This is a genomic window from Haloglomus halophilum (genome assembly GCF_024298885.1).
In the GTDB taxonomy this organism is placed as follows: Archaea; Halobacteriota; Halobacteria; order Halobacteriales; family Haloarculaceae; genus Haloglomus; species Haloglomus halophilum.
Map to the genome: position 1 here is coordinate 3,542,576 of NZ_CP101166.1, position 18,094 is coordinate 3,560,669.

An 18,094-nucleotide genomic window follows, 5' to 3' on the forward strand; every position below is an offset into this window, starting at 1 on the left:
TGCGTCTTGAAATATCGGATTCACACTCGAACCGCCACCAGCCGAAGCCGACGGTAGTCGAGCGTCCACGTCTCGCCGTCGAACCGCTCCTCACGGAGACGCTCGACGATCGCGGCCGCGACCGCATCGCGGTCCGGCAGCTCCCCGAGCAGCGGGTCGCCGAACTGGGCGAGCCACGACGCCAGGCCGTCGGTGCCGTCGAGGTCGGTCGGCCGGTCGAACAGGACCGCCCGACGGACCTCGAACCCGGCGTCCTCCAGTCGCATCGTGTACTCACCGACCGATGGGAAGTACCAGGGGTCGGCGGGGTCGTGGCCGTGCTCGCGTCGGGCGGCGTTCGCGGCCCGGACCACGCTCGCGACGTTGCCGGTGCCGCCGAGTTCGGCGACGAACCGGCCATCCGGGCGGAGCGCGTCGGCGACAGCCGCGAGGACGCGGTCCTGGTCGGCCGCCGGAACCCAGTGCAACGCTGCGTTCGACAGGGCTCCGTCGGCGCCACGTACGGGGGGCGCGCGCAGGTCCCCGCGGACGAACGCGGGGCCGTCGTGACGGGTACGCGCCCGGGCCACCATCGACGGCGAACGGTCCACACCGACGGCCCGTCCCGCGTCGCCGACGCGCTCGGCCAGGGTCGCGGTCAGGTCGCCCGTTCCACAGCCCAGGTCGAGCACCCGCTCGCCCGGTTCGGGGTCCAGTAGGTCGACGAGCGGCGTCCCGTAGGCCGCCACGAACGACTGGTCGGTGTCGTAGCGGGTGGCGTCCCAGTCACTGGTCACGTCGGCGGTCAGGGGCGGTGCCGGGTTGAGGCTACCGGGTCCCTGTCATCGGGGGTCAGGGCCGTCTCAGGGCGTCAGGGCCGTCTCAGGGCGTCGGGGCCGTCTCAGGGCGTGCCGCGGGCGTGAGCGTCGGCGACGAGTTTGTAGATGATGCCGATGGTCCCGCCGTACACCAGCACGGTGCCGACGACGAGGAACAGGGTCCGGAGGACGTCGGCGAGCAGGAACAGGTTGCTCCCCCGTCCCAGTCGGAACGCCTCGACCCCGAGGCCGAGACAGAGCGTTCCGACGATGACGACGGCGTAGAGGAGGGCCATCTCGCGGCTGACGACGTATCGCAGGGCTTCCCTCGCGGTGACGACTGCCATGTGACGGCTGCCGCGCCCGGCGTGTTAAATCCACGCACGCCGACCGTGGGAACCGGGCACACGAACACTTATTCGGGAGCCGACCGCCGTCCGGCAGTATGGTATCCGATCTCGGGGGAGCGGTCGCCTCGGTTCTCGCGCTGGCGTTGCTTGTCTCCGCGGCGGTCGGCGGCGGGTCGTTCGTCACGCTGTCGGCGCCGGCGTCGGGGGAGGCGTGGGGGCCATCGTACGGCGCGAACGACGGGTCGGTCGCCTCGACGGCGGTCGACCTCGGCGGCCCGCGAGAGATCGAGAACCCGTACGGCCGCGCGACCGTCCGGTTCGACGAGCACGGGGTGCCCCACATCAACGCCTCCAACACCCGGGCGATGGCGTTCGCGGTTGGCTACGTGCAGGCGCGTGACCGCCTGTTCCAGATGGACCTCCAGCGCCGGCTGATGGAGGGGAACCTCTCGGCCGCGTTCGGCGCCCGGGCGCTGGAGTCCGACCGCTTCCACCGCCGGATGGGGTTCGATGCCGCCGCCAACGCCTCCTGGCGGCGCATCCAGAACACCGAGACCGGCGAGGGCGTCCGGGCCTACACCGCTGGCGTCAACCGGTACATGGACACCCGTCCGACACCGTTCGAGTTCCGCGCGAACGACTACGAGCCGACGCGCTGGACCCCACAGGACACCCTCATCGTCGGGAAGCTCATCGCCTGGCAGCTCACCGGCGACTTCCGTGACCTGGAGGGACGTAGCATCCGGCGGGCGTTCCCCGACCGGCGCGAGGCCATCGGGCGACTCTATCCGGACCGGCTCGACCACGACGACGCCATCGTCGACAACGCCGTCGGCGGGCAGCGAAACGACCTCGGCGAGCCCCGCCCGGACCTCGTCGAGGGGGTCGATGTGGGTGGGATGCAGGGGCTCTACGAGGAACTCCGCCCGTATCAGTCCTCGCCGGGGCTGGGGTCGAACTCCTGGGTCGTCGGCGGGCGCTACACGCCCGACGGGAGTCCCATCGTCGCGAACGACCCGCACCTCTCGCTGAACGTCCCCCCCGTCTGGTACGAGCAGCACCTCCGCGTCCGTGGCGCGGGGCGCGAGGACACGATGGACGTGCGCGGGGTCGCCTTCCCGGGCGTCCCGACGGTCGTCATCGGGGCCAACGACGACATCGCGTGGAGCTTCACCAACGTCGGCGCCGACCAGGTCGACCTCTACCGCTACGAGCGACCCTCCGAGAACACGTATCGTTACAGGGAGGAGGTGCGGGAGTTCGAGACCCACAACGAGACCATCCCCGTCAAGGACGGGCGCGACCGGACGGTCCGCATCCGCCGGACGGTCCACGGGCCCTTCATCTCCCGTGAGACGCCACAGGGTCGGGTCGGGGTCGGGGTTTCCTGGGTCGGGCTCGGCGACACCCGCGAGTCGCAGGCCATCCTCCGGCTGAACAAGGCCGACGACCTCGACGAGGTGCGGGACATCATGCGGCGGTTCGACTCGCCGACGCAGAACTTCGTGGCGGCCGACATCAGGGACGGCGGGACCTACTTCCGCATCACCGGTCGCTACCCCGTCCGGACGGTCGACAACCGCACCGTCGAGGGCGACCGGGTGTTCAACGGCAGCGCCGCCCGGATGGAGTGGCCCGGGTTCGAGCCGTACGGGCGGACGAACTGGTCCGCGTTCCACGACTACGACGAGGTCCCGGAGGTTCGGAACCCGGGCTACCTCGCGACCGCGAACCAGCGGACCATGGACGACCCGCCGTTCTACATCGCGCACAGCCCGCGCTACGCGGACCCGTACCGGGGCGAGCGCATCCACGAACTGCTCGACCAGCGTGCGTCGTCCGACCGGCCCATCACCGCGGCGTACGTCAAGCGAATCCAGCGTGATGTCCACAGCGAGGCCGCCGAGGACTTCGTCCCCATCATCCAGGACGCGACGGGGAAGATGCAGCCCAGCACCCGCGAGGCTGCCGCGGACCTCGCCGAGTGGGACCACAACATGACGCGCGACTCGCAGTCGGCGCTGCTGTTCGCGCTCTGGTTGGACCACTACCGTAACGCCACCTTCGGCGACGAGTTCCGCTCGCGCGGCCTCGACGAGTCCTACTTCCCGAAGGACTACACGCTGGGCCAGCTCCCGCCGAACGCGCGCTGGTTCGACGACATCCGTACCGACCGACGGGAGCGCCGTGCCGACATCGCCGCGCGGGCACTCCGGAAGGCCATCGCGGAGGCCGACCGCGAGGGCTGGGAGGTCTACGGCGACTACAACCGGCTGGACTTGGACCACCCGTTCCCGCTCGACTTCCTCGACTACCCGGAGCAGCCGATGGACGGCTCGCCGTACACCGTCTCGAACTTCCGCTCCCAGCGGTCGACGCAGGCGGGCTCCTCGTGGCGGATGGTCGTCACCGAGGGGTCGTCGTTCGGTGTCATCCCGGGCGGGCAGTCGGCCAATCCGTTCTCGCCACACTACCACAGTCAGCTGGACGAGTGGGCGGCCGGCGAGTACAAGCCGATGGCGCGCGAGCCGGCCGGTGAGCGCGAACTCGTCTTCGTCCCCGCGGACGGTGGCGACGACGGGGGTGATGGCTCGTGAGCTACCTGACGCCCGACGCGCTCGCCGCGGTCCGGCGGCGACGCGAGGACGAACTGACCCTCGTGGCGTTCCTGCTCGGCCTCGTCGCCGTGCTCGTGACGACGCTCGTGCCCGCCATCCCGCCCGGAACCGGGCTCGTCGTGGGCGGGCTCCTCGTCGGCGTGGCGGCCGGGTCGCTCGGGCGGGCGGCCCAGCTCGGCTGCTACTTCGGCGGGCTCGTCCTCGTCGCCTGGGGGGTCGTGCTGGTCCTGTTCGGCGTGTTCGGCGCCGTCGCAACGGCGACGCCGCTGTCGTTACTGGCGCTCGTGCTCGGGGTCGCCCTGCCGACGCTGGCGGCGGTGACGGTCCGGGGACTGGTGTGACCCGCCGAGCCCCCGGTTCTCGCTTCGGGCGACCGAACGGGACGTGACGCGGGCAGCGAGTCCGCTCGCGAGGACAGTGGTTCAGGAATCTATCAACTGGGTTCTCCAGCTTCTCTTCGCTGATGGAGCCCAATACCACTATATCGAACCATATGGCAGATCATCTGCCGCCGCTCCGAAATCACTAATTGAGAATGCGCTCAATTCAGCACTCATGGCCCAGACCACGGAACGACTGCGGCGCTATCTCGACGACGAGCTCGGGGAGTGTCGCGACGAGGACGTCGAGCGTCGGCTCGACGAGCTCGGGACACTCGAAGCGGCGCTCGGGAGCGCGCAGGTGGACGCCGAACTCGGTGTGGTTTCGGCACTGTCCAACGAGACGCGGTACACGCTGGTCCGTGTGCTCGTGGCCGCTCGCGAGGAGCTCTGTGTCTGCGAACTGAACGCGGTCGTCGACGTGACCGAGAGCGGACTCAGTCACGCACTGTCGAAGCTCGTCGATGCGGGGCTGGCCGACGGCCGGCAGGACGGCCGGTGGAAGAAGTACCGTGCGACCAACCGGGCCGTCGCGCTCGTCACCGTCCTCGAGGGGAGCGTGAGCGATGAGTAACGTCGACGCGCACGAACACGGGCCCGACTGTGGCTGTGAGAGCTGTGGGGACCCGCGGTCGATGGACTTCCTCGACAAGTACCTCACCGTCTGGATCTTCGGCGCGATGGCGGTCGGCGTCGGGCTCGGGTTCGTCGCCCCGTCGGTGACCCGGCCGATACAGGACCTCCATCTCGTCGAGGTCGGCCTCATCCTGATGATGTACCCGCCGCTGGCGAAGGCCGACTACTCGCAGCTTCGGGCTGTGTTCAGCAACTGGCGCGTGCTCGGGTTGAGCCTCGTCCAGAACTGGCTCATCGGCCCGACGCTGATGTTCGGGCTCGCGGTCGTGTTCTTCAGCGGCCTCGTCCCCGGACTGCCGGCGCGCCCCGAGTACTTCCTCGGCCTGGTGTTCATCGGGATGGCCCGGTGTATCGCGATGGTGCTGGTCTGGAACGAACTCGCCGAGGGCTCGACCGAGTACGTCACCGGGCTGGTGGCGTTCAACAGCCTCTTCCAGATCATCACCTACGGCGTCTACGTCTGGTTCTTCGCGCTGTTCCTCCCGCCGCTGCTCGGGATGGAGTCGCTCGTCGCCGGCATCACGACCTTCGACATCACGCCGATACAGGTGGTCGAGGCCATCGTCATCTTCCTCGGCGTCCCGTTCGCGGCCGGCTTCCTGACACGCTACGTCGGGACCCGGGTGAAGAGCGAATCGTGGTACGACGAGGAGTTCATCCCAACAATCGACCCGCTGACGCTGGTCGCGCTCCTGTTCACCGTCATCGTGATGTTCGCCACGCAGGGGGGCACCATCGTCGCCGCACCGGGCGATGTCCTGCTCATCGCGGTGCCGCTGACCATCTACTTCGTCGTGATGTTCCTCGTGAGCTTCGGGATGGGCAAGGGTATCGGTGCGGACTACTCGACGACGACGGCCATCGGGTTCACGGCCGCGTCGAACAACTTCGAGCTGGCCATCGCCGTCGCCGTGGCGGTGTTCGGCGTCGGCTCCGGCGTCGCGTTCGCGACCGTCGTCGGCCCGCTCATCGAGGTGCCCGTCCTGCTGGCGCTGGTCAACGTCGCGCTGTACTTCCAGCGGAAGTTCGACTGGAGCGGGGCCACGGCGGGCGGGCTCCCCCCGACCGCCTCGGAACCGGCACCCGAGGACGACTGAGCGCGCCGCGGCCCGACTCCGCGGGCCGGAACCCAACCGACGGACCCACCGACGCTTCCGTCTCGCCGCGACCCACAGACTCCTCACCCGGCCCGTCGTACACCGACCATGCACTTCGAGGGTGTCGTCCTCGACCTCGACGGGACGGTCTATCGCGGTGGGGAACCGATTCCGGGGGCGCCGGAGACCATCGGTCGGCTCCGCGAGCGGGGTTGCTCGCTGCTGTTCTGCTCGAACAATCCGACGAAGGGCCGTGAGGCGTACGTCGACCGGCTCGCAGGGATGGGTATCGAGGCGACGGCCGACGAGGTGCTCTCGGCGGGTGCCGTCACCACGCGGTACCTCCGTGACCACCACGCCGACGACCTGCTGTACGTCGTCGGCTCGTCGGGGCTCCGCGAGCAACTCACCGACGCCGACCTCCGGACGACCGACGACCCCGAGGCGTGCGAGGCACTCGTCGTCTCGTTCTACCGCGGGTTCGACTACGACACCCTGACCGACGCCTACCTGGCGGGCAAGGATGGCTGTCCGTTCGTCGGGAGCGACCCGGACGTGGTCATCCCCACCGAGACCGGGATGGTTCCGGGGTCGGGCGCCATCGTCGGCGCCGTCGCGAGCATTCTCGAACGGGACCCGGACCACGTCCTCGGCAAGCCCTCCTCGGAGGCCGTCGCGATGGCCACCGAGGCGCTCGGGGTTGCCCCTACGCGGTGCCTGATGGTCGGTGACCGTCTCGACACGGATATCGCGTTCGGCGAGCGGGCCGGCATGACGACCGCGCTCGTCCGGACGGGCGTCAACGACGACGCCGACGTGGTCGAGAGCGACGTGACCCCGGACCACGTGCTCGACTCCATCGCGGACGTGGAGCGGCTGTTCGACTGACCCCTGCCCCGGAAACGCTTATGGCGAGCGGCGGTCCACGGTCGCGTGTCATGACCGAGGAGACGCTGACCTCACCCCCCGACAGAGCGGTCGACAAGGAACACGTCCGGCGGAACCGGTGCATCCGGGACTGCGGGTCCGGCCTCCGCGAGGGCTACGCTGCGGCGTGGACCGAGGCGCCCCGGAACGGCTGAGTCGTCGGCAGACTATCGATATAATCTGGCACTCTATCGCGAGGCACGCTCATTGTCTCGAAATATCGGAAGCAGATGGTGGAGTGTATGGATATCTAACTAATCGACCCACAGGCCGTCCCCTCCCGGGCCGCATCACCGTTATTTGGCTCGGGTCCGTCGTTCGGCCCGTGTCCGACCGTCCGGCCACGGATGCGCTGTCGCTCGCGCTCGCGGACCGGTGGCGCAACCTATCGGCACTCGTCCTCGTGGCCGCGGCCATCGGGTTCGCCGTCTCCATCGACACCAGCATCGCGTACTACGGCGCCGGGCTGACCGTCTTCACCGTCTGGATGGCCTGGTTCGTGCTGGTGGCCATCGACTGGCTCCGGGCGGCTGACTTCTGAGGGTCCTCAGGCCGCCCCGTCGCGTTCCTGTGCCCACTCGAGGAGCGGGTCGAGGAGCGCCCGGAGCTCCGCGCCCTCGTCGGTGAGCCGGTACTCGACGCGGGGCGGGATCTCGTCGTACTGCTCGCGGTCGAGGAGCCCGGCCTCGGTCAGGTCGTCGAGTCGGGTCGACAGCGTGGAACTGCTCACCTCGCCGAAGGCGGCCTCCACCTCCCCGTACCGGACCGGTTCGAGCGCTCCGACGACGCAGACGACCTGGATGGCGTACTTCCGGCTGAGGAGGTCCATCACGCCACCGAGCGGGCAGTAACAGCGGGTCTCGTCGGGCGGTACCGTCGTCTCGTCGGCGCAGGCGGTGTTCTGGGACATGGGTTCGACGCGTCGAAGCTGATTCAATACTTCGGACTCGACAGTACAAGTGCTTTGGTATCCGAAGTAAGGTCGCATGTCGAGTCAGACGACCGACTGCTGCGACCAGTGTGGTACCGAGACGACGAACGAGACTGCCGGCGGCCGTGCGGGTCCGGCTCCGGACTCGCGGTGGCTCACGGAGCGGCCGGTCCTTGATGCCGGACTCCCGGCCGACCTCACGACGGCGGCGACCGAGTTCTACGGCGTCGGCCCCGTCGAGACGCTGCGTGACTTCGCGGAGGCGTCGCGTGCGGTCGCTGGCGGGTCCGTCGAGGTGACGGACCTCTGCCACGTCGAGGGGGACTCCCCCCACCGCGCGGTCACGGGCGAGGAGACGTACTCGTTCAGGTGTTTCTACGACGGGGTCGCGCTGGCGCGGCTCCAGTCCGAACCGGTCGAACTGCGCACCGAGAGCCCGGGCGGCGCTGTCGTGGAGCTGGAGGTCGCCGCCGACGGGTCGGTTGCGGTCACGCCCGAGGACGCGGCGATGTCGTTCGGTATCGCGCCGGCCGCCGGCACGCTCGACGACGACCCATCACCAGAGGCCGTCTTCGAGGCCGTCTGCCCCTGGGTGAAGGCGTTCCCGTCGCGCGAGGCGTACGAGGGCTGGGCCGCGGCCACGGCGGCGCCGACGGTCGGGCTCCCGTTGGCCGAGGGGACGCCCGTGGCGGCGGAACTCGTCGCGGAGGAGTGACGGCGCGATACTGCCAGGACGGCAACCCCTAAATCCGGCCGGCCCACAGAGTCGTTCGTGCAGGTCACCATCATCGACTACGGGGTCGGGAACCTGCGGAGCCTCCAGCGCGGTCTGGAGCGGGCCGACGCCACGGTGACGATATCGAACGACCCGGACGAGATCGCCGCGAGCGACGCCCTCGTGCTCCCGGGTGTCGGCGCCTTCGGCGAGTGCGTCCGCAACCTCGAACCGTTCTCGGATGTGGTCGTCGACGCCGCCGAGGACACGCCCATCCTCGGCATCTGCGTCGGTTTCCAGCTCATGTTCACGGAGTCCACCGAGGGCGCGCCCGAGGGCGAGACCATCGACGGGCTCGACCTGATTCCCGGGCGCGTCGAACGGCTCCCCAGCGACGAGGTGAAGGTCCCCCACATGGGGTGGAACGAACTCACCGTCGACCGGGACCACCCGCTCGTGGACGGCATCGCCGACGGCGATTACGCCTACTTCGTCCACTCGTACGGCTCCGAAACGGCCGACCACACCGTCGCCTCCTGTGACTACGGCTTCGACTTCGCAGCCATCGCCGCGACCGAGGCGGGCAACGTCATGGGCACGCAGTTCCACCCCGAGAAGTCCGGCGACACCGGGCTGCGGATTCTGGAGAACTTCGTCGCCTTCGCCGAGGAGTACAACGACGCGCAGGTCACCGCCGACTGAGCCACGGTTCTGGAGGTCCCGTCCGCGCGACGACCTGAACACTCAAGCCCCGGGCGACGGCAGACGGGGCCATGGGAGAGCAGGCGGCCCTCGAACGCGTCACGGACCCCGTCACCGTCGACACGCTCGTTCGTGACCTCCGGGCCCTCGGCGTCGAAGCGGGCGAGACGTTGCTTGTCCACTCCTCGCTGAGCGCGCTCGGGTGGGTCGCCGGTGATGCACAGGCCGTCGTCGATGCGCTCCGCGAGGCCGTCACCGCGGACGGGACCCTCGTGATGCCGACGCATACGCCCCAGTACACCGACCCTGAGGACTGGTCGAACCCGCCGGTGCCCGCCGACTGGGTCGACACCATCCGCGACGAGCGCCCGGCGTTCCGCCCCGAGGTCACGCCGACCCGGGGGATGGGTGCCATTCCCGAGTGCTTCCGCGGCTATCCCGATGTCCGGCGGAGCGCACACCCGCTCTACTCGTTCGCCGCCTGGGGCTCCGAGGCCGGGGCCGTGGTCGAGGACCACGAGCTCGCCTACGCCATGGGGGAGGACTCACCGCTCGCACGGGTCTACGAGCGTGGCGGTCGGGTGCTCCTGCTCGGGGTCGGCCACGATGTCAACACGTCGCTCCACCTCGGCGAGTACCGCGCCGATATCGATGCCGAACCCGTGACCAGGGAGGCGCCGGTCCACCGGGACGGCGAGCGGACGACGGTCACGTTCGAGGATATCGAGACCTCGACCGACGATTTCGCGACCCTCGGCGGGGCCTTCGAGAACCGGCACGGTGCCGCGGTCACCCGCGACACCGTGGGCGCGGCCGGGGCACGGCTGGTCGACCAGCCGGCGCTCGTCGACTTCGCGGTGGACTGGTTCGAGGACAACCGTGCCGGTGACCACGGGGAGTGACACGGTCGACGGGGCCGGCGACCGTCAGCGGAAGTGGTCCAGCTCCAGCTGGTCGCGGTGGATGCCGCCCTCCTCCTCGTCGGGGGTGGCACCCAGCAGTCGGGGAAGCGCCGTGTCGGCGAACGTGAGCGCGACCACCAGGACGATGGGTGCGAAGAACAGCCCGTAGAACCCGAGCACCACCGGGCCGAGCGTGTACGCCAGCATCAGGAGGCCAACGTGGGTCGTCTCGCCGCTCAGTAGCGGCCGGAGGATGATGTCGGGGATGGTGTCCACGACGACGATGGTGAGGATGAGGAAGATGACGATGTAGACGAGGAACGCGTTGTTCGCCCCGAGGACGATGCCGGCCGCGGCGATGGCGGTCAGGGGCAGGTAGACGATCTTCATCCCGACGACCGGGATGAGGCTCGCGATGCCGGTGAGCGCGCCCGCGAGCGCCGGGTACGGGATGTTCGCGGGCGCCGGGGCCCAGGCGTTGTAGCCGTGGTAGACGGCGATGGCGATGAGCGAGGTGGCGATGACGTTCAGCAGGTTGCCGAACAGGACCGCCTCGAGTTCCTCGTCGACGGCCTCCAGGTACTCCCGGATGATGGCGTCGTCATCGAACCGGAGCAGCCACTCGCGGATACGGTGGCCGTCGACCAGCAGGTAGTAGAGGACGATGATGACGATGAACAGGTTGAGGAAGAAGCTGGAGACGAGTCCGGTGAGGAAGGTGGCGTTGTTCTCCGCGAAGGTGAGGAACCCGTCGAGCTGTCCGGACTGGTAGGCGCGGTAGAGCCCCTGGATGGTGAGCTCCGGGAGCTGGTCGACGCCGCCGAACCAGTCGAAGCGCTTCGACACCACGTCGATGACGCCGTACTGGTCGATGAACCGTCGCGCCTCCACGATGAGCAGGAGGACGGTGTAACTGATGAGGAGGATGAGCGGGACGGCCAGCGACGCCAGGACGACGACGGCCCGCATCCGTGCCGGAAGGCGGAGCCGACCCAGGAACTTGTAGTAGCGCCGGGTGGCGTAGTAGAGGAACACTGCGACGGTGAGGGCTGCCACGAACCGGACCGCGAGGTAGCCGACGATGAGGGCGACGGCGAGACCGAAGAGGGCGACTGCGAACCGCTTCTCGTCCATGGCTTCCAATGGATGGTAGTGGTGAATAAACCGTATGGTCATCCCCGGGCGGTAGAGGACCCTGCCGAGACTCCCCGGCAAGTCGGTTCAGGGCCGGGCGCCCCCCCGTGGAATCGTGGGTTATTCATGCGGTCCCACGTCGGGACGTACATGAACACGCTGGCCAGGCTCCTCCGGGGGAACGCCGACCACGCCGAGGACTTCCAGAGCCGCTTCGACGAGGTTCAGGAGGGCCAGCGACCCGAGGCGGTGACCGTCTGCTGTTCGGACTCGCGGGTCCTGCAGGACCGTATGTGGAGCAACGACGACCCCGGCCGCCTGTTCACCGTCGGCAACATCGGGAACCGGGTCGTGCAGCGACCGGTCGACCCCATCGTCTCGGGGGACGTACTCTACCCCCTCGCCCACACGGGGACGGAGACGGCGGTCGTGGTCGGCCACACCGGGTGCGGCGCGGTCACGGCGACCTACGACGCCCTGACGGGAGACGTGTCGGACGCCCCTGGCATCGAGCACTGCCTCGACCTGCTGCGGCCACATCTCGAACCCGGCGTCGGGAGTCTCCCCGGGGACCTGAACCGGGCCGACGCCATCAACCACCTCGTCGAGTACAACGTCGACCGGCAGGTCGAACTCCTCCTGGAGAGCGATTCGGTGCCCGACGGGACGGACGTGGCCGGCGTCGTCTACGACTTCCAGGACGTCTACGGCGGCAAGCGTGGCGAGGTCCACGTCGTCAACGTTGACGGTGAGACGGATGTCACGCACCTGCGGGACGCGTATCCGGAGTTCTCTGACCGAATCCGGCGGCTGTGGGAATATTGAGGTTTGATCGAAATTATGTCCTATATTTCCCAAATAACGCGTGAATAGCCTGGGGTAAATTGTAAGGGTGTTCTGAACCGACTCTATATGGCACAGAGGTGTTTACTCGTCGTCGGTGTACCAGTACGCCCACAGCACCAGCACGGCCTGGAGCGGGAGGCGGGCGTACAGGAGGGCGTCGGAGTTCGCCCAGTCGGGGGCGGCCGGGAGTTCGAGGTCGCCGACCGCCATGTAGATGTTCGCCGGGAAGACGGCAGCGAGCAGGAGCATGATACCGACGGCGGCCCGGTGGCGCGTCCGCTCGAACAGCACCCCGATGCCGAGGGCGATTTCGGCGGCGCCCGAGAGGTAGACCAGCGCCTTCGGCGCGGGCAGTTGCGGCGGCACGATGTACTCGAACGGTTTCGGCGACAGGAAGTGGAGCACCCCCACGAAGGCGTACGTCAGTCCCATCACGTACCGCAGTGGCCGCTTGTACTGTGCGAGTCCGCTCTCGGCAGCGTCGGTCATCGAATCGGGGGTCACGGCGCCGGAACAAGAGCGTTGTCAACGCGACTCCCCTGTCCGACTCCTCTCGTTAGGCGTTCGTTCGCAGCGGCAGGGCGGCGGTAGCACCAACCTGTCGAGGGGATTGGATGGACGTAGAACCCGTTCGGCGGGGACGAATCCCGGTACGGCTCGCATACTCCGGACAGGTACCTTTAATATCTTACAGATCGGATATAGATGGATTATGCGCGACCGACAGACAACTAAGCGATCTGCAAGCGGCCGAGCGATGACTGCGACGCGGCGCCAGCTGCTCGCCGCCACCGGGGTACTCGCTGTCGGGAGCCTGGCCGGCTGCCTCGGACGGGTCGCAAGCGCGACGACGAACACGGGCGCGTCACCGGCTGCGTTCTACGGCGGCGACACCAGTGACATCAAGGCCGGCGACGAGGCGCTCCGACTGTTCGGAACGACGGGCTCCGACATCCGGTACGTGCCGGCGACGGTTCGGGGTGGTTCGGGGGCGCTCTCGGGGGAGGTCGACATCGAAGGCTGGGGGACGAGCGCCGTCGTGCCAGCCAAGGACCTCAACTCCTCCCGGTCGAACAAACCGAGGTCCATCTGGTGGGCCGACCCGGACTCTGACGACGATGGCGTCGGTGACGGCGACGACATCCACCTCGCGATCCTCGATATCGACCTGGAGCTTTCGGGCTACGTCGAATCCGCGCAGGCCGGCGTGGAGGACCGCTCGGAGGACGACACCGAAATCGCCCTCGACGCGTTCATCAACGCCACCACCAAGGCGCTGAAGAAGGGTGACCGACTCGACCGCTGCTCCACCGATGTCTGTGGGACGGTCCGGGAGAGTATGGAGAGATGCCGACAGCTCGCGGGTGATGCGGGCGACGCTGTGGACGCCGAGAACTGGGGCGAGGCGAACTCCCTGCTGAGCGATATCGAACGCATCATCGGGGGTGATATCGGCCGACTGGAGGACGCCATCGATCCCGAGATCATCGAGGCGATGGCGAAGCTCCGCGCGTATCTCGACGGGAACCCGACCATCGGCGAGCAGTTCGCCGTCTGTCTGCCCGATGCCCGCCTGCCGGGCGACCGTGGCTCGGTGGAGGCGGCACTCACACCGAAACGGCTAGCGAACGGATTGATCGACGAGGTACGTGAGGACGACAAGGTCGAATACGAGGTCGAAGCCCCACCGGAGGACACTGGCAACTGCGGCGACGCCGAGCAAGCGGGGGCTCTGGTCCTCCACCGCGATATCTCCTGCCGGAACCTTCTCTCCGCCCGACTGTTCGAGCAGGGACGGGAGAAGCGAGGGGTCGCTGGCTTCACGGCCGGCGATGGCGTCGCCGTCGCGGGCGTCCCAGCGGCTGATGACGATGCCGAGGCGATCCTGTCCATCGCATCCGGCAGGCTCGACCAGACGACACCACTCCTGTATCAGGGTCTCAAGAAGCTCTCTGATTCATCCGGAGGATGGGGTGAGGGAACTGGCGACGACGATGTCGCCGTCTCTTCGACGATCGTGATGCCGGTACTCGCCCAGCCGCGGGGCTGCCCCTCGCCGATGCCGGCGTTGTTCTACGTCAAGCGCTGTCGACACGACGACCAGTACATCTACTGCGGTGGCTGGGTCATCGACGATGGCGCGCTCTATCAGAACACCCTGACCGTCCTCGTCGGTGAAGGACCGACTGAGGTCATAGCTGTGTCACCGGAGGAGGTCGCAAGCGACCGCTACAGTGACATCGTCGCCCGGAAATCCGAACGCGAGCGGAGTCGATACGGGTCGACGATGTTCCTCGGCACGTTCGACCCGGACGCCGACTATCTCCCGGAGGAGCTGCTGGCGTCGACCGGGGGGAAGAAGGGATACGATATCTACATACACAACAAATCGCAGACGACGACCAGCAACGGTGCGGATGGGGGCGGCGGGGCGGTCACCGGGACGAGCCTCGTGATGGCAGTCGACGCTCCGGTCGTCCACCTCGTCACCGGGGAGGGGAACAAGGTGAAGTTCAAGGCCGGTGCCGAACTCTCGAAGGCGGTCAACTGACCGTCGCGGCGCCGATCCAAGGAGTTCGTCCTGCCCGGGTGCCGGAGTCGTGATAGACGGACTGGGAACGTACTCCTCTCGCTATCGACTCTCCCGCTGTTCGACCTTGTTCAGCTCGATGAGCAGCCGGAACACCGCCTTCACGAGGTTCGAATCCACGTCGAAGCGCTCGGCGTTCTCGCCGGCGCGGTCCATCACGGCCTGCTCCTGGTCCTCGTCGGTCGTGGGGCGGCCCTCGTCGCGCTTGACCGCGGCGATGGATTCGGCCACGTAGGTCCGCTGGGCGATGAGTTCGACGATCTCGCGGTCGATATCCTGGATCTCCCGCCGAAGCGCGTCCAGGTCCATCTCTTCGACCGCGATCTCCTCGTCCTGTGCCTCGTCGTCGGTGTCAGCGTCACTCATAGTTGGTGTTCTCCTCGGGAGTTATCGTGCTACCATCCCGCCAGCCGTGTCCAGCGCCAGCCGCCGTGTCCGCCCCTCGCGTTCCTGCCACCGTGCCGCGACCGGGTCCAGCGCGCCGTCGGTCCCGACCGCGACGAACGAGGGGCCGGTCCCCGAGAGCGAGGCGCCCGCCGCGTCGGGGAGCGCCTCGACCGCGGGGTCCGCGGGGAATCCCAGCGCGGCGCAGAACGCGAAGCCGTTGACCGTCATCGCGCGGGCGTAGTCGCCATCGAGCGCGAGTTCGCGAACGAGGTCCGCGACCGGCGCGATACGCTCGCACCGTGCCACGTCGGCGTCGGCCGAGAACGCCCGCTCCTCGGGCGTCCAGACGAGCGCCCGCCACGCCGTCGGGAGCGTCTCGTGGGTCAGGAGCGTGTCCTCGGTGTTGTCCGTCACCGTCACGCCGCCCAGCATCGAGGCCGAGGCGTCGTCGAACGCGCCCGTGACCGTCACGCCGGCGTCGCGCGCGGCCTCGACGCCGAGTCGGCAGGCAGCGGCGCGCGTCGGCGCGTCGGCGTGCGCGCGCTCCGCATCCGGGAGCGCGTCCGCCGGCGCGCGGTCGAGTGCGTCCAGCGTCGCCAGCACGGTCGCGTTCGCCGCCGCAGAGGAGGACTTGAGCCCGGCTGCCATCGGGACCGCGCTCTCGGTCCGGACGTGCCCGCCGTCCGCGACGCCGTCGCCGTGGCGCGCACAGACCAGCTCCACGCACCGCTCGATGAGTCGCGTGTCCGCGTCCGGCGCGCCCGCGATTTCGCCGGTGACGCTCCCGGAGTCGTCGAGTTCGACGGTCGCCGTCGTCCGGGCATCGATTGCGAAGGCACTGCCCGAGCCGTTGGCGAGCGCGTTCAGGACCGTCCCGGCACCGGGTGCGGCTGCGCGACCCTCCATCGGCCGTCGGTCGGCGGGGGGCACACTAAGCGATGGCGGTCGGGGCGTATCTCGCTGCGCGCGAGGCACGACGACGCGCTCCGGATGTCGGGCCGCCGGGTGTGTGATAGCTGGCCACACGTCCACTCCTGTACACGGAAGTGGATGAACGTCGCCCGGTACCCGCATCTCGACCGAGAACATCCGTACCCTGAGGGCGAGTCTCACACAACGTTTAGTACCCCGCAAGTATTGCCCTGCAGTATGGACTTCGCCAGTCCCGTCGCACCGAGCATCGCCGGGGAGCAGACCGACTCCTTCAGCACCGGCAAGACATTCGCGACGTGGACATTTAATACGGCGAAGAACCCCTCTTTCGCGACCAAGCGGCAGTCCGCCGACTCCACCGCCGTCCCGATGTGGGACGATGCGGAGACTGCCGTGAGGTATCGCGAGGAACATCACCCATCGGCCTCGGGTGAGGGCCTCGCGTCGTGAGATGAGCGTCTCTCGTCACCCGGTCGCCCTCCGGCTCGAGCAGCGCGTCGGTCGCGGCACGCGGCTGCTCGCGACGGTCATGCTGCTCCCGCTCATCGACGGCATCTTCCCCGCACTCGTACTCGCGGGCGGCGTCGACGACCTGACGGGCATCCTCGAGGTCGGCCTCCTCGTGTTCGGTGGCTCGGCCACCGTCGCGGTCGTCCTCGCGGAGATGGACGGCACGCGTCGCGAGCAGGTCTCGTCGGTCCTCCTCGTGGGCGTCGGCGTCATCTCGCTGGCTGCCGTCGAGGCCGCGCTCGCCCCCACCATCGAGACGCTCCTGAACCTGACCACCTTCAGTCGCTTCGCCGCGCTCGTCATCCTCGCGGTCGCCGCGAAGACCGCCTCCGCGACGGTCGGCGAGTACCTCCCCAGCCCGGCGGTCATCATCGGGCTCGGCCTCGTCGCCAGTTTCGAGCCCTCGGGCGCCAGCGTCCAGATCGTCGCTGACCCGTGGCTCGTCGCCCGTGGCGCCGCAGCCGGCGGCGTCGGCGTCGCGTTCGCCCTCGGCGTCGCCCTGTTCGGCCCGTGGCTCCGCGGCGTCGTCGACCTCGACCGCTTCCGCTTCGGGAGCGCGGTCGCGCTCGGTGTCCTGCCGCTCTCGATACTGGAGCTGATCCCGGCGAACGCGCCGCTCGCGCTCGCCGTGCTGGGCATCACGTCCCTGCTGGCGTTCGACCCCGACGGCCAGGGCGACCCGCTCCCGGCCGACGAGGCCGAGGGCCCGGTCGCGGACGACGACCCGCTGGGTCCCATCGTGGCCGCCGACGGGGAGGGCCAGACCGGTGACGGTGAGGTCGCCATCGAGAACGTCGACCCCGACGCCACGCCCGGCGTCGACGCGGTCGCACCCGACGAGTCCGACGACGATGTCGACCACACGCCGGGCATCTCCGACGGCGACCGCGCGCCCTGGCTGTAGGCACCGTCCGCTGTCCCGTCACCCGACGGTCGTCGCGACACCCTTCGTCTGCCGGTAGTCACGGCCGAGAATCGTCTCGAGTCGCTCGCGGAGCGACCGCTCCTCCGCCGGCGTCCAGGCCGACGGCTCCATCACCGGCACCAGAAGGAACCCCCTCCCGGTGACCTCCTCGGCATGCAACGCGGCCGCGTCGACGGGAAGCCGGTCGGCCAGTGCCGTATGTTCGCGGAGACCGTACCCGAGCGCCCGGTCGCCCACGAGCACGAGGATGTGGGCGTTGACCGCCCGGAGTTCGGCGTCGAGGTAGCGCTCGGCGTCGGCGTATGAGGCCTCGTCCGGGTCGAGCGCGGCCTCGGAACGTTCGGCGGCACTCCACACCTCTGGGTGCGCGTACGAGCAGAAGCAGTTCGTCACGTCGGGGCGGTCCGCGTACGGCTCGGCCAGCAGTCCGACCGCGTGCAGGACCCGCTGGAGCCGGACGCCGGCCACGCGTTCGGTGAACGGGACGCCCGTCCCGGCGCCACCGTGCCGCCCGGGGTGATCGCCGACGACGTGGACATCGGCGTTGGCGTCACCGTACCCGGGGACCGCGGCACCGGGGTACCGGATACCGAACGGGTTGGACACCTCCGACGTGACGTTCTCCACACGGTCCGTAGTCGTGCCCGGGGCATGAGTATCGCGGGTGAGGAGCGGCCGCCACCGCACGGGCGCAAGCGGGAAGCCCCCGGCCCA

General features: G+C 68.9%; 22 protein-coding genes. 14 read left to right on the forward strand and 8 right to left on the reverse strand.

Going from position 1 to position 18,094, the window contains the following annotated elements:
* Positions 1–20 precede the first annotated feature (20 nt).
* Positions 21–776 (reverse strand): class I SAM-dependent methyltransferase, encoded by a 756-nt coding sequence (locus NL114_RS17180; RefSeq protein ID WP_254822145.1) that lies wholly within the window; start codon positions 774–776, stop codon positions 21–23.
* A gap of 104 nt (positions 777–880) precedes the next feature.
* Positions 881–1,144: a hypothetical protein gene (locus NL114_RS17185; protein WP_254822146.1), complete on the reverse strand. Its 264-nt coding sequence runs from the start codon at positions 1,142–1,144 to the stop codon at positions 881–883.
* 98 nt (positions 1,145–1,242) lie between these two features.
* Between NL114_RS17185 and NL114_RS17190 the strand changes: the two genes are divergently transcribed.
* The 7 genes from NL114_RS17190 (at position 1,243) to NL114_RS17220 (ending at position 7,346) form a co-directional block, all read left to right on the forward strand.
* Entirely contained in the window at positions 1,243–3,744 is a 2,502-nt protein-coding gene (locus tag NL114_RS17190; protein WP_254822147.1) for a penicillin acylase family protein, read from the forward strand.
* Positions 3,741–4,106: a hypothetical protein gene (locus NL114_RS17195; RefSeq protein WP_254822148.1), complete on the forward strand. Its 366-nt coding sequence runs from the start codon at positions 3,741–3,743 to the stop codon at positions 4,104–4,106. Before NL114_RS17190 ends, NL114_RS17195 begins: the two co-directional genes overlap by 4 nt.
* Positions 4,107–4,320: 214 nt before the next feature.
* A complete protein-coding gene (locus NL114_RS17200; protein WP_254822149.1) occupies positions 4,321–4,719 on the forward strand; it encodes an ArsR/SmtB family transcription factor in 399 nt (132 codons plus the stop codon).
* Positions 4,712–5,878: an ACR3 family arsenite efflux transporter gene (arsB, locus tag NL114_RS17205; protein ID WP_286671083.1), complete on the forward strand. Its 1,167-nt coding sequence runs from the start codon at positions 4,712–4,714 to the stop codon at positions 5,876–5,878. Before NL114_RS17200 ends, arsB begins: the two co-directional genes overlap by 8 nt.
* A gap of 108 nt (positions 5,879–5,986) precedes the next feature.
* Positions 5,987–6,766, forward strand: coding sequence for an HAD-IIA family hydrolase (locus NL114_RS17210; protein WP_254822150.1), 780 nt, complete (start codon positions 5,987–5,989; stop codon positions 6,764–6,766).
* Between the two features lie 50 nt (positions 6,767–6,816).
* A complete protein-coding gene (locus NL114_RS17215; protein WP_254822151.1) occupies positions 6,817–6,960 on the forward strand; it encodes a hypothetical protein in 144 nt (47 codons plus the stop codon).
* Positions 6,961–7,130: 170 nt separating this feature from the next.
* The gene (locus NL114_RS17220) at positions 7,131–7,346 is read left to right on the forward strand and encodes a hypothetical protein (protein ID WP_254822152.1); all 216 of its coding nucleotides are present in this window, start codon (positions 7,131–7,133) and stop codon (positions 7,344–7,346) included.
* A gap of 6 nt (positions 7,347–7,352) precedes the next feature.
* Here the strand turns inward: NL114_RS17220 and NL114_RS17225 are convergent, their stop codons facing one another.
* The gene (locus tag NL114_RS17225; RefSeq protein ID WP_254822153.1) at positions 7,353–7,715 is read right to left on the reverse strand and encodes a winged helix-turn-helix transcriptional regulator; all 363 of its coding nucleotides are present in this window, start codon (positions 7,713–7,715) and stop codon (positions 7,353–7,355) included.
* 76 nt (positions 7,716–7,791) lie between these two features.
* Here NL114_RS17225 and merB point away from each other — a divergent pair, with 76 nt between their 5' ends.
* From merB to NL114_RS17240, 3 genes are all read left to right on the forward strand, one after another.
* The gene (gene merB, locus NL114_RS17230; protein ID WP_254822154.1) at positions 7,792–8,451 is read left to right on the forward strand and encodes an organomercurial lyase; all 660 of its coding nucleotides are present in this window, start codon (positions 7,792–7,794) and stop codon (positions 8,449–8,451) included.
* Between the two features lie 57 nt (positions 8,452–8,508).
* Entirely contained in the window at positions 8,509–9,153 is a 645-nt protein-coding gene (gene hisH, locus NL114_RS17235) for an imidazole glycerol phosphate synthase subunit HisH (protein ID WP_254822155.1), read from the forward strand.
* A gap of 71 nt (positions 9,154–9,224) precedes the next feature.
* On the forward strand, positions 9,225–10,055 hold the full coding sequence (locus NL114_RS17240; RefSeq protein ID WP_254822156.1) for an AAC(3) family N-acetyltransferase: 831 nt from the start codon (positions 9,225–9,227) through the stop codon (positions 10,053–10,055).
* 24 nt (positions 10,056–10,079) lie between these two features.
* Here the strand turns inward: NL114_RS17240 and NL114_RS17245 are convergent, their stop codons facing one another.
* On the reverse strand, positions 10,080–11,189 hold the full coding sequence (locus tag NL114_RS17245) for an AI-2E family transporter (RefSeq protein ID WP_254822157.1): 1,110 nt from the start codon (positions 11,187–11,189) through the stop codon (positions 10,080–10,082).
* A gap of 126 nt (positions 11,190–11,315) precedes the next feature.
* On the opposite strand from NL114_RS17245, the gene NL114_RS17250 reads away from it, so the two are divergent.
* Positions 11,316–12,014: a carbonic anhydrase gene (locus tag NL114_RS17250; RefSeq protein WP_434084097.1), complete on the forward strand. Its 699-nt coding sequence runs from the start codon at positions 11,316–11,318 to the stop codon at positions 12,012–12,014.
* A 102-nt stretch (positions 12,015–12,116) separates the two neighbouring features.
* Here NL114_RS17250 and NL114_RS17255 read toward each other — a convergent pair whose 3' ends face one another.
* On the reverse strand, positions 12,117–12,524 hold the full coding sequence (locus NL114_RS17255; protein WP_254822158.1) for a DoxX family protein: 408 nt from the start codon (positions 12,522–12,524) through the stop codon (positions 12,117–12,119).
* 223 nt (positions 12,525–12,747) lie between these two features.
* Between NL114_RS17255 and NL114_RS17260 the strand changes: the two genes are divergently transcribed.
* On the forward strand, positions 12,748–14,586 hold the full coding sequence (locus tag NL114_RS17260) for a hypothetical protein (protein ID WP_254822159.1): 1,839 nt from the start codon (positions 12,748–12,750) through the stop codon (positions 14,584–14,586).
* A gap of 81 nt (positions 14,587–14,667) precedes the next feature.
* Here NL114_RS17260 and NL114_RS17265 read toward each other — a convergent pair whose 3' ends face one another.
* The gene (locus NL114_RS17265; protein ID WP_350355259.1) at positions 14,668–14,991 is read right to left on the reverse strand and encodes a chorismate mutase; all 324 of its coding nucleotides are present in this window, start codon (positions 14,989–14,991) and stop codon (positions 14,668–14,670) included.
* 21 nt (positions 14,992–15,012) lie between these two features.
* Positions 15,013–15,918 carry a shikimate kinase gene (locus tag NL114_RS17270; protein ID WP_254822160.1) on the reverse strand — a complete coding sequence of 302 codons (906 nt, stop codon included), beginning with the start codon at positions 15,916–15,918 and terminating at the stop codon, positions 15,013–15,015.
* Positions 15,919–16,161: 243 nt separating this feature from the next.
* On the opposite strand from NL114_RS17270, the gene NL114_RS17275 reads away from it, so the two are divergent.
* Positions 16,162–16,395, forward strand: coding sequence for a hypothetical protein (locus NL114_RS17275; RefSeq protein ID WP_254822161.1), 234 nt, complete (start codon positions 16,162–16,164; stop codon positions 16,393–16,395).
* 1 nt (position 16,396) lies between these two features.
* Positions 16,397–17,359, forward strand: coding sequence for a DUF5794 domain-containing protein (locus NL114_RS17280; protein ID WP_254822162.1), 963 nt, complete (start codon positions 16,397–16,399; stop codon positions 17,357–17,359).
* An 18-nt stretch (positions 17,360–17,377) separates the two neighbouring features.
* On the opposite strand, the gene NL114_RS17285 is transcribed toward NL114_RS17280, so the two are convergent.
* Positions 17,378–18,007, reverse strand: a complete 630-nt coding sequence (locus NL114_RS17285) for a uracil-DNA glycosylase family protein (RefSeq protein ID WP_254822163.1) — start codon at positions 18,005–18,007, stop codon at positions 17,378–17,380.
* Positions 18,008–18,094 lie beyond the last annotated feature (87 nt).

Coding starts and splice junctions, on each gene's coding strand:
- NL114_RS17185 (WP_254822146.1), bottom strand. CDS start 1,144: ATGGCAGTCGTCACCGCGAGGGAAGCCCTGCGATACGTCGTCAGCCGC.
- NL114_RS17190 (WP_254822147.1), top strand. CDS start 1,243: ATGGTATCCGATCTCGGGGGAGCGGTCGCCTCGGTTCTCGCGCTGGCG.
- NL114_RS17200 (WP_254822149.1), top strand. CDS start 4,321: ATGGCCCAGACCACGGAACGACTGCGGCGCTATCTCGACGACGAGCTC.
- arsB (WP_286671083.1), top strand. CDS start 4,712: ATGAGTAACGTCGACGCGCACGAACACGGGCCCGACTGTGGCTGTGAG.
- NL114_RS17210 (WP_254822150.1), top strand. CDS start 5,987: ATGCACTTCGAGGGTGTCGTCCTCGACCTCGACGGGACGGTCTATCGC.
- NL114_RS17215 (WP_254822151.1), top strand. CDS start 6,817: ATGACCGAGGAGACGCTGACCTCACCCCCCGACAGAGCGGTCGACAAG.
- NL114_RS17225 (WP_254822153.1), bottom strand. CDS start 7,715: ATGTCCCAGAACACCGCCTGCGCCGACGAGACGACGGTACCGCCCGAC.
- merB (WP_254822154.1), top strand. CDS start 7,792: ATGTCGAGTCAGACGACCGACTGCTGCGACCAGTGTGGTACCGAGACG.
- NL114_RS17240 (WP_254822156.1), top strand. CDS start 9,225: ATGGGAGAGCAGGCGGCCCTCGAACGCGTCACGGACCCCGTCACCGTC.
- NL114_RS17245 (WP_254822157.1), bottom strand. CDS start 11,189: ATGGACGAGAAGCGGTTCGCAGTCGCCCTCTTCGGTCTCGCCGTCGCC.
- NL114_RS17250 (WP_434084097.1), top strand. CDS start 11,316: ATGCGGTCCCACGTCGGGACGTACATGAACACGCTGGCCAGGCTCCTC.
- NL114_RS17255 (WP_254822158.1), bottom strand. CDS start 12,524: ATGACCGACGCTGCCGAGAGCGGACTCGCACAGTACAAGCGGCCACTG.
- NL114_RS17260 (WP_254822159.1), top strand. CDS start 12,748: ATGCGCGACCGACAGACAACTAAGCGATCTGCAAGCGGCCGAGCGATG.
- NL114_RS17265 (WP_350355259.1), bottom strand. CDS start 14,991: ATGAGTGACGCTGACACCGACGACGAGGCACAGGACGAGGAGATCGCG.
- NL114_RS17270 (WP_254822160.1), bottom strand. CDS start 15,918: ATGGAGGGTCGCGCAGCCGCACCCGGTGCCGGGACGGTCCTGAACGCG.
- NL114_RS17275 (WP_254822161.1), top strand. CDS start 16,162: ATGGACTTCGCCAGTCCCGTCGCACCGAGCATCGCCGGGGAGCAGACC.
- NL114_RS17280 (WP_254822162.1), top strand. CDS start 16,397: ATGAGCGTCTCTCGTCACCCGGTCGCCCTCCGGCTCGAGCAGCGCGTC.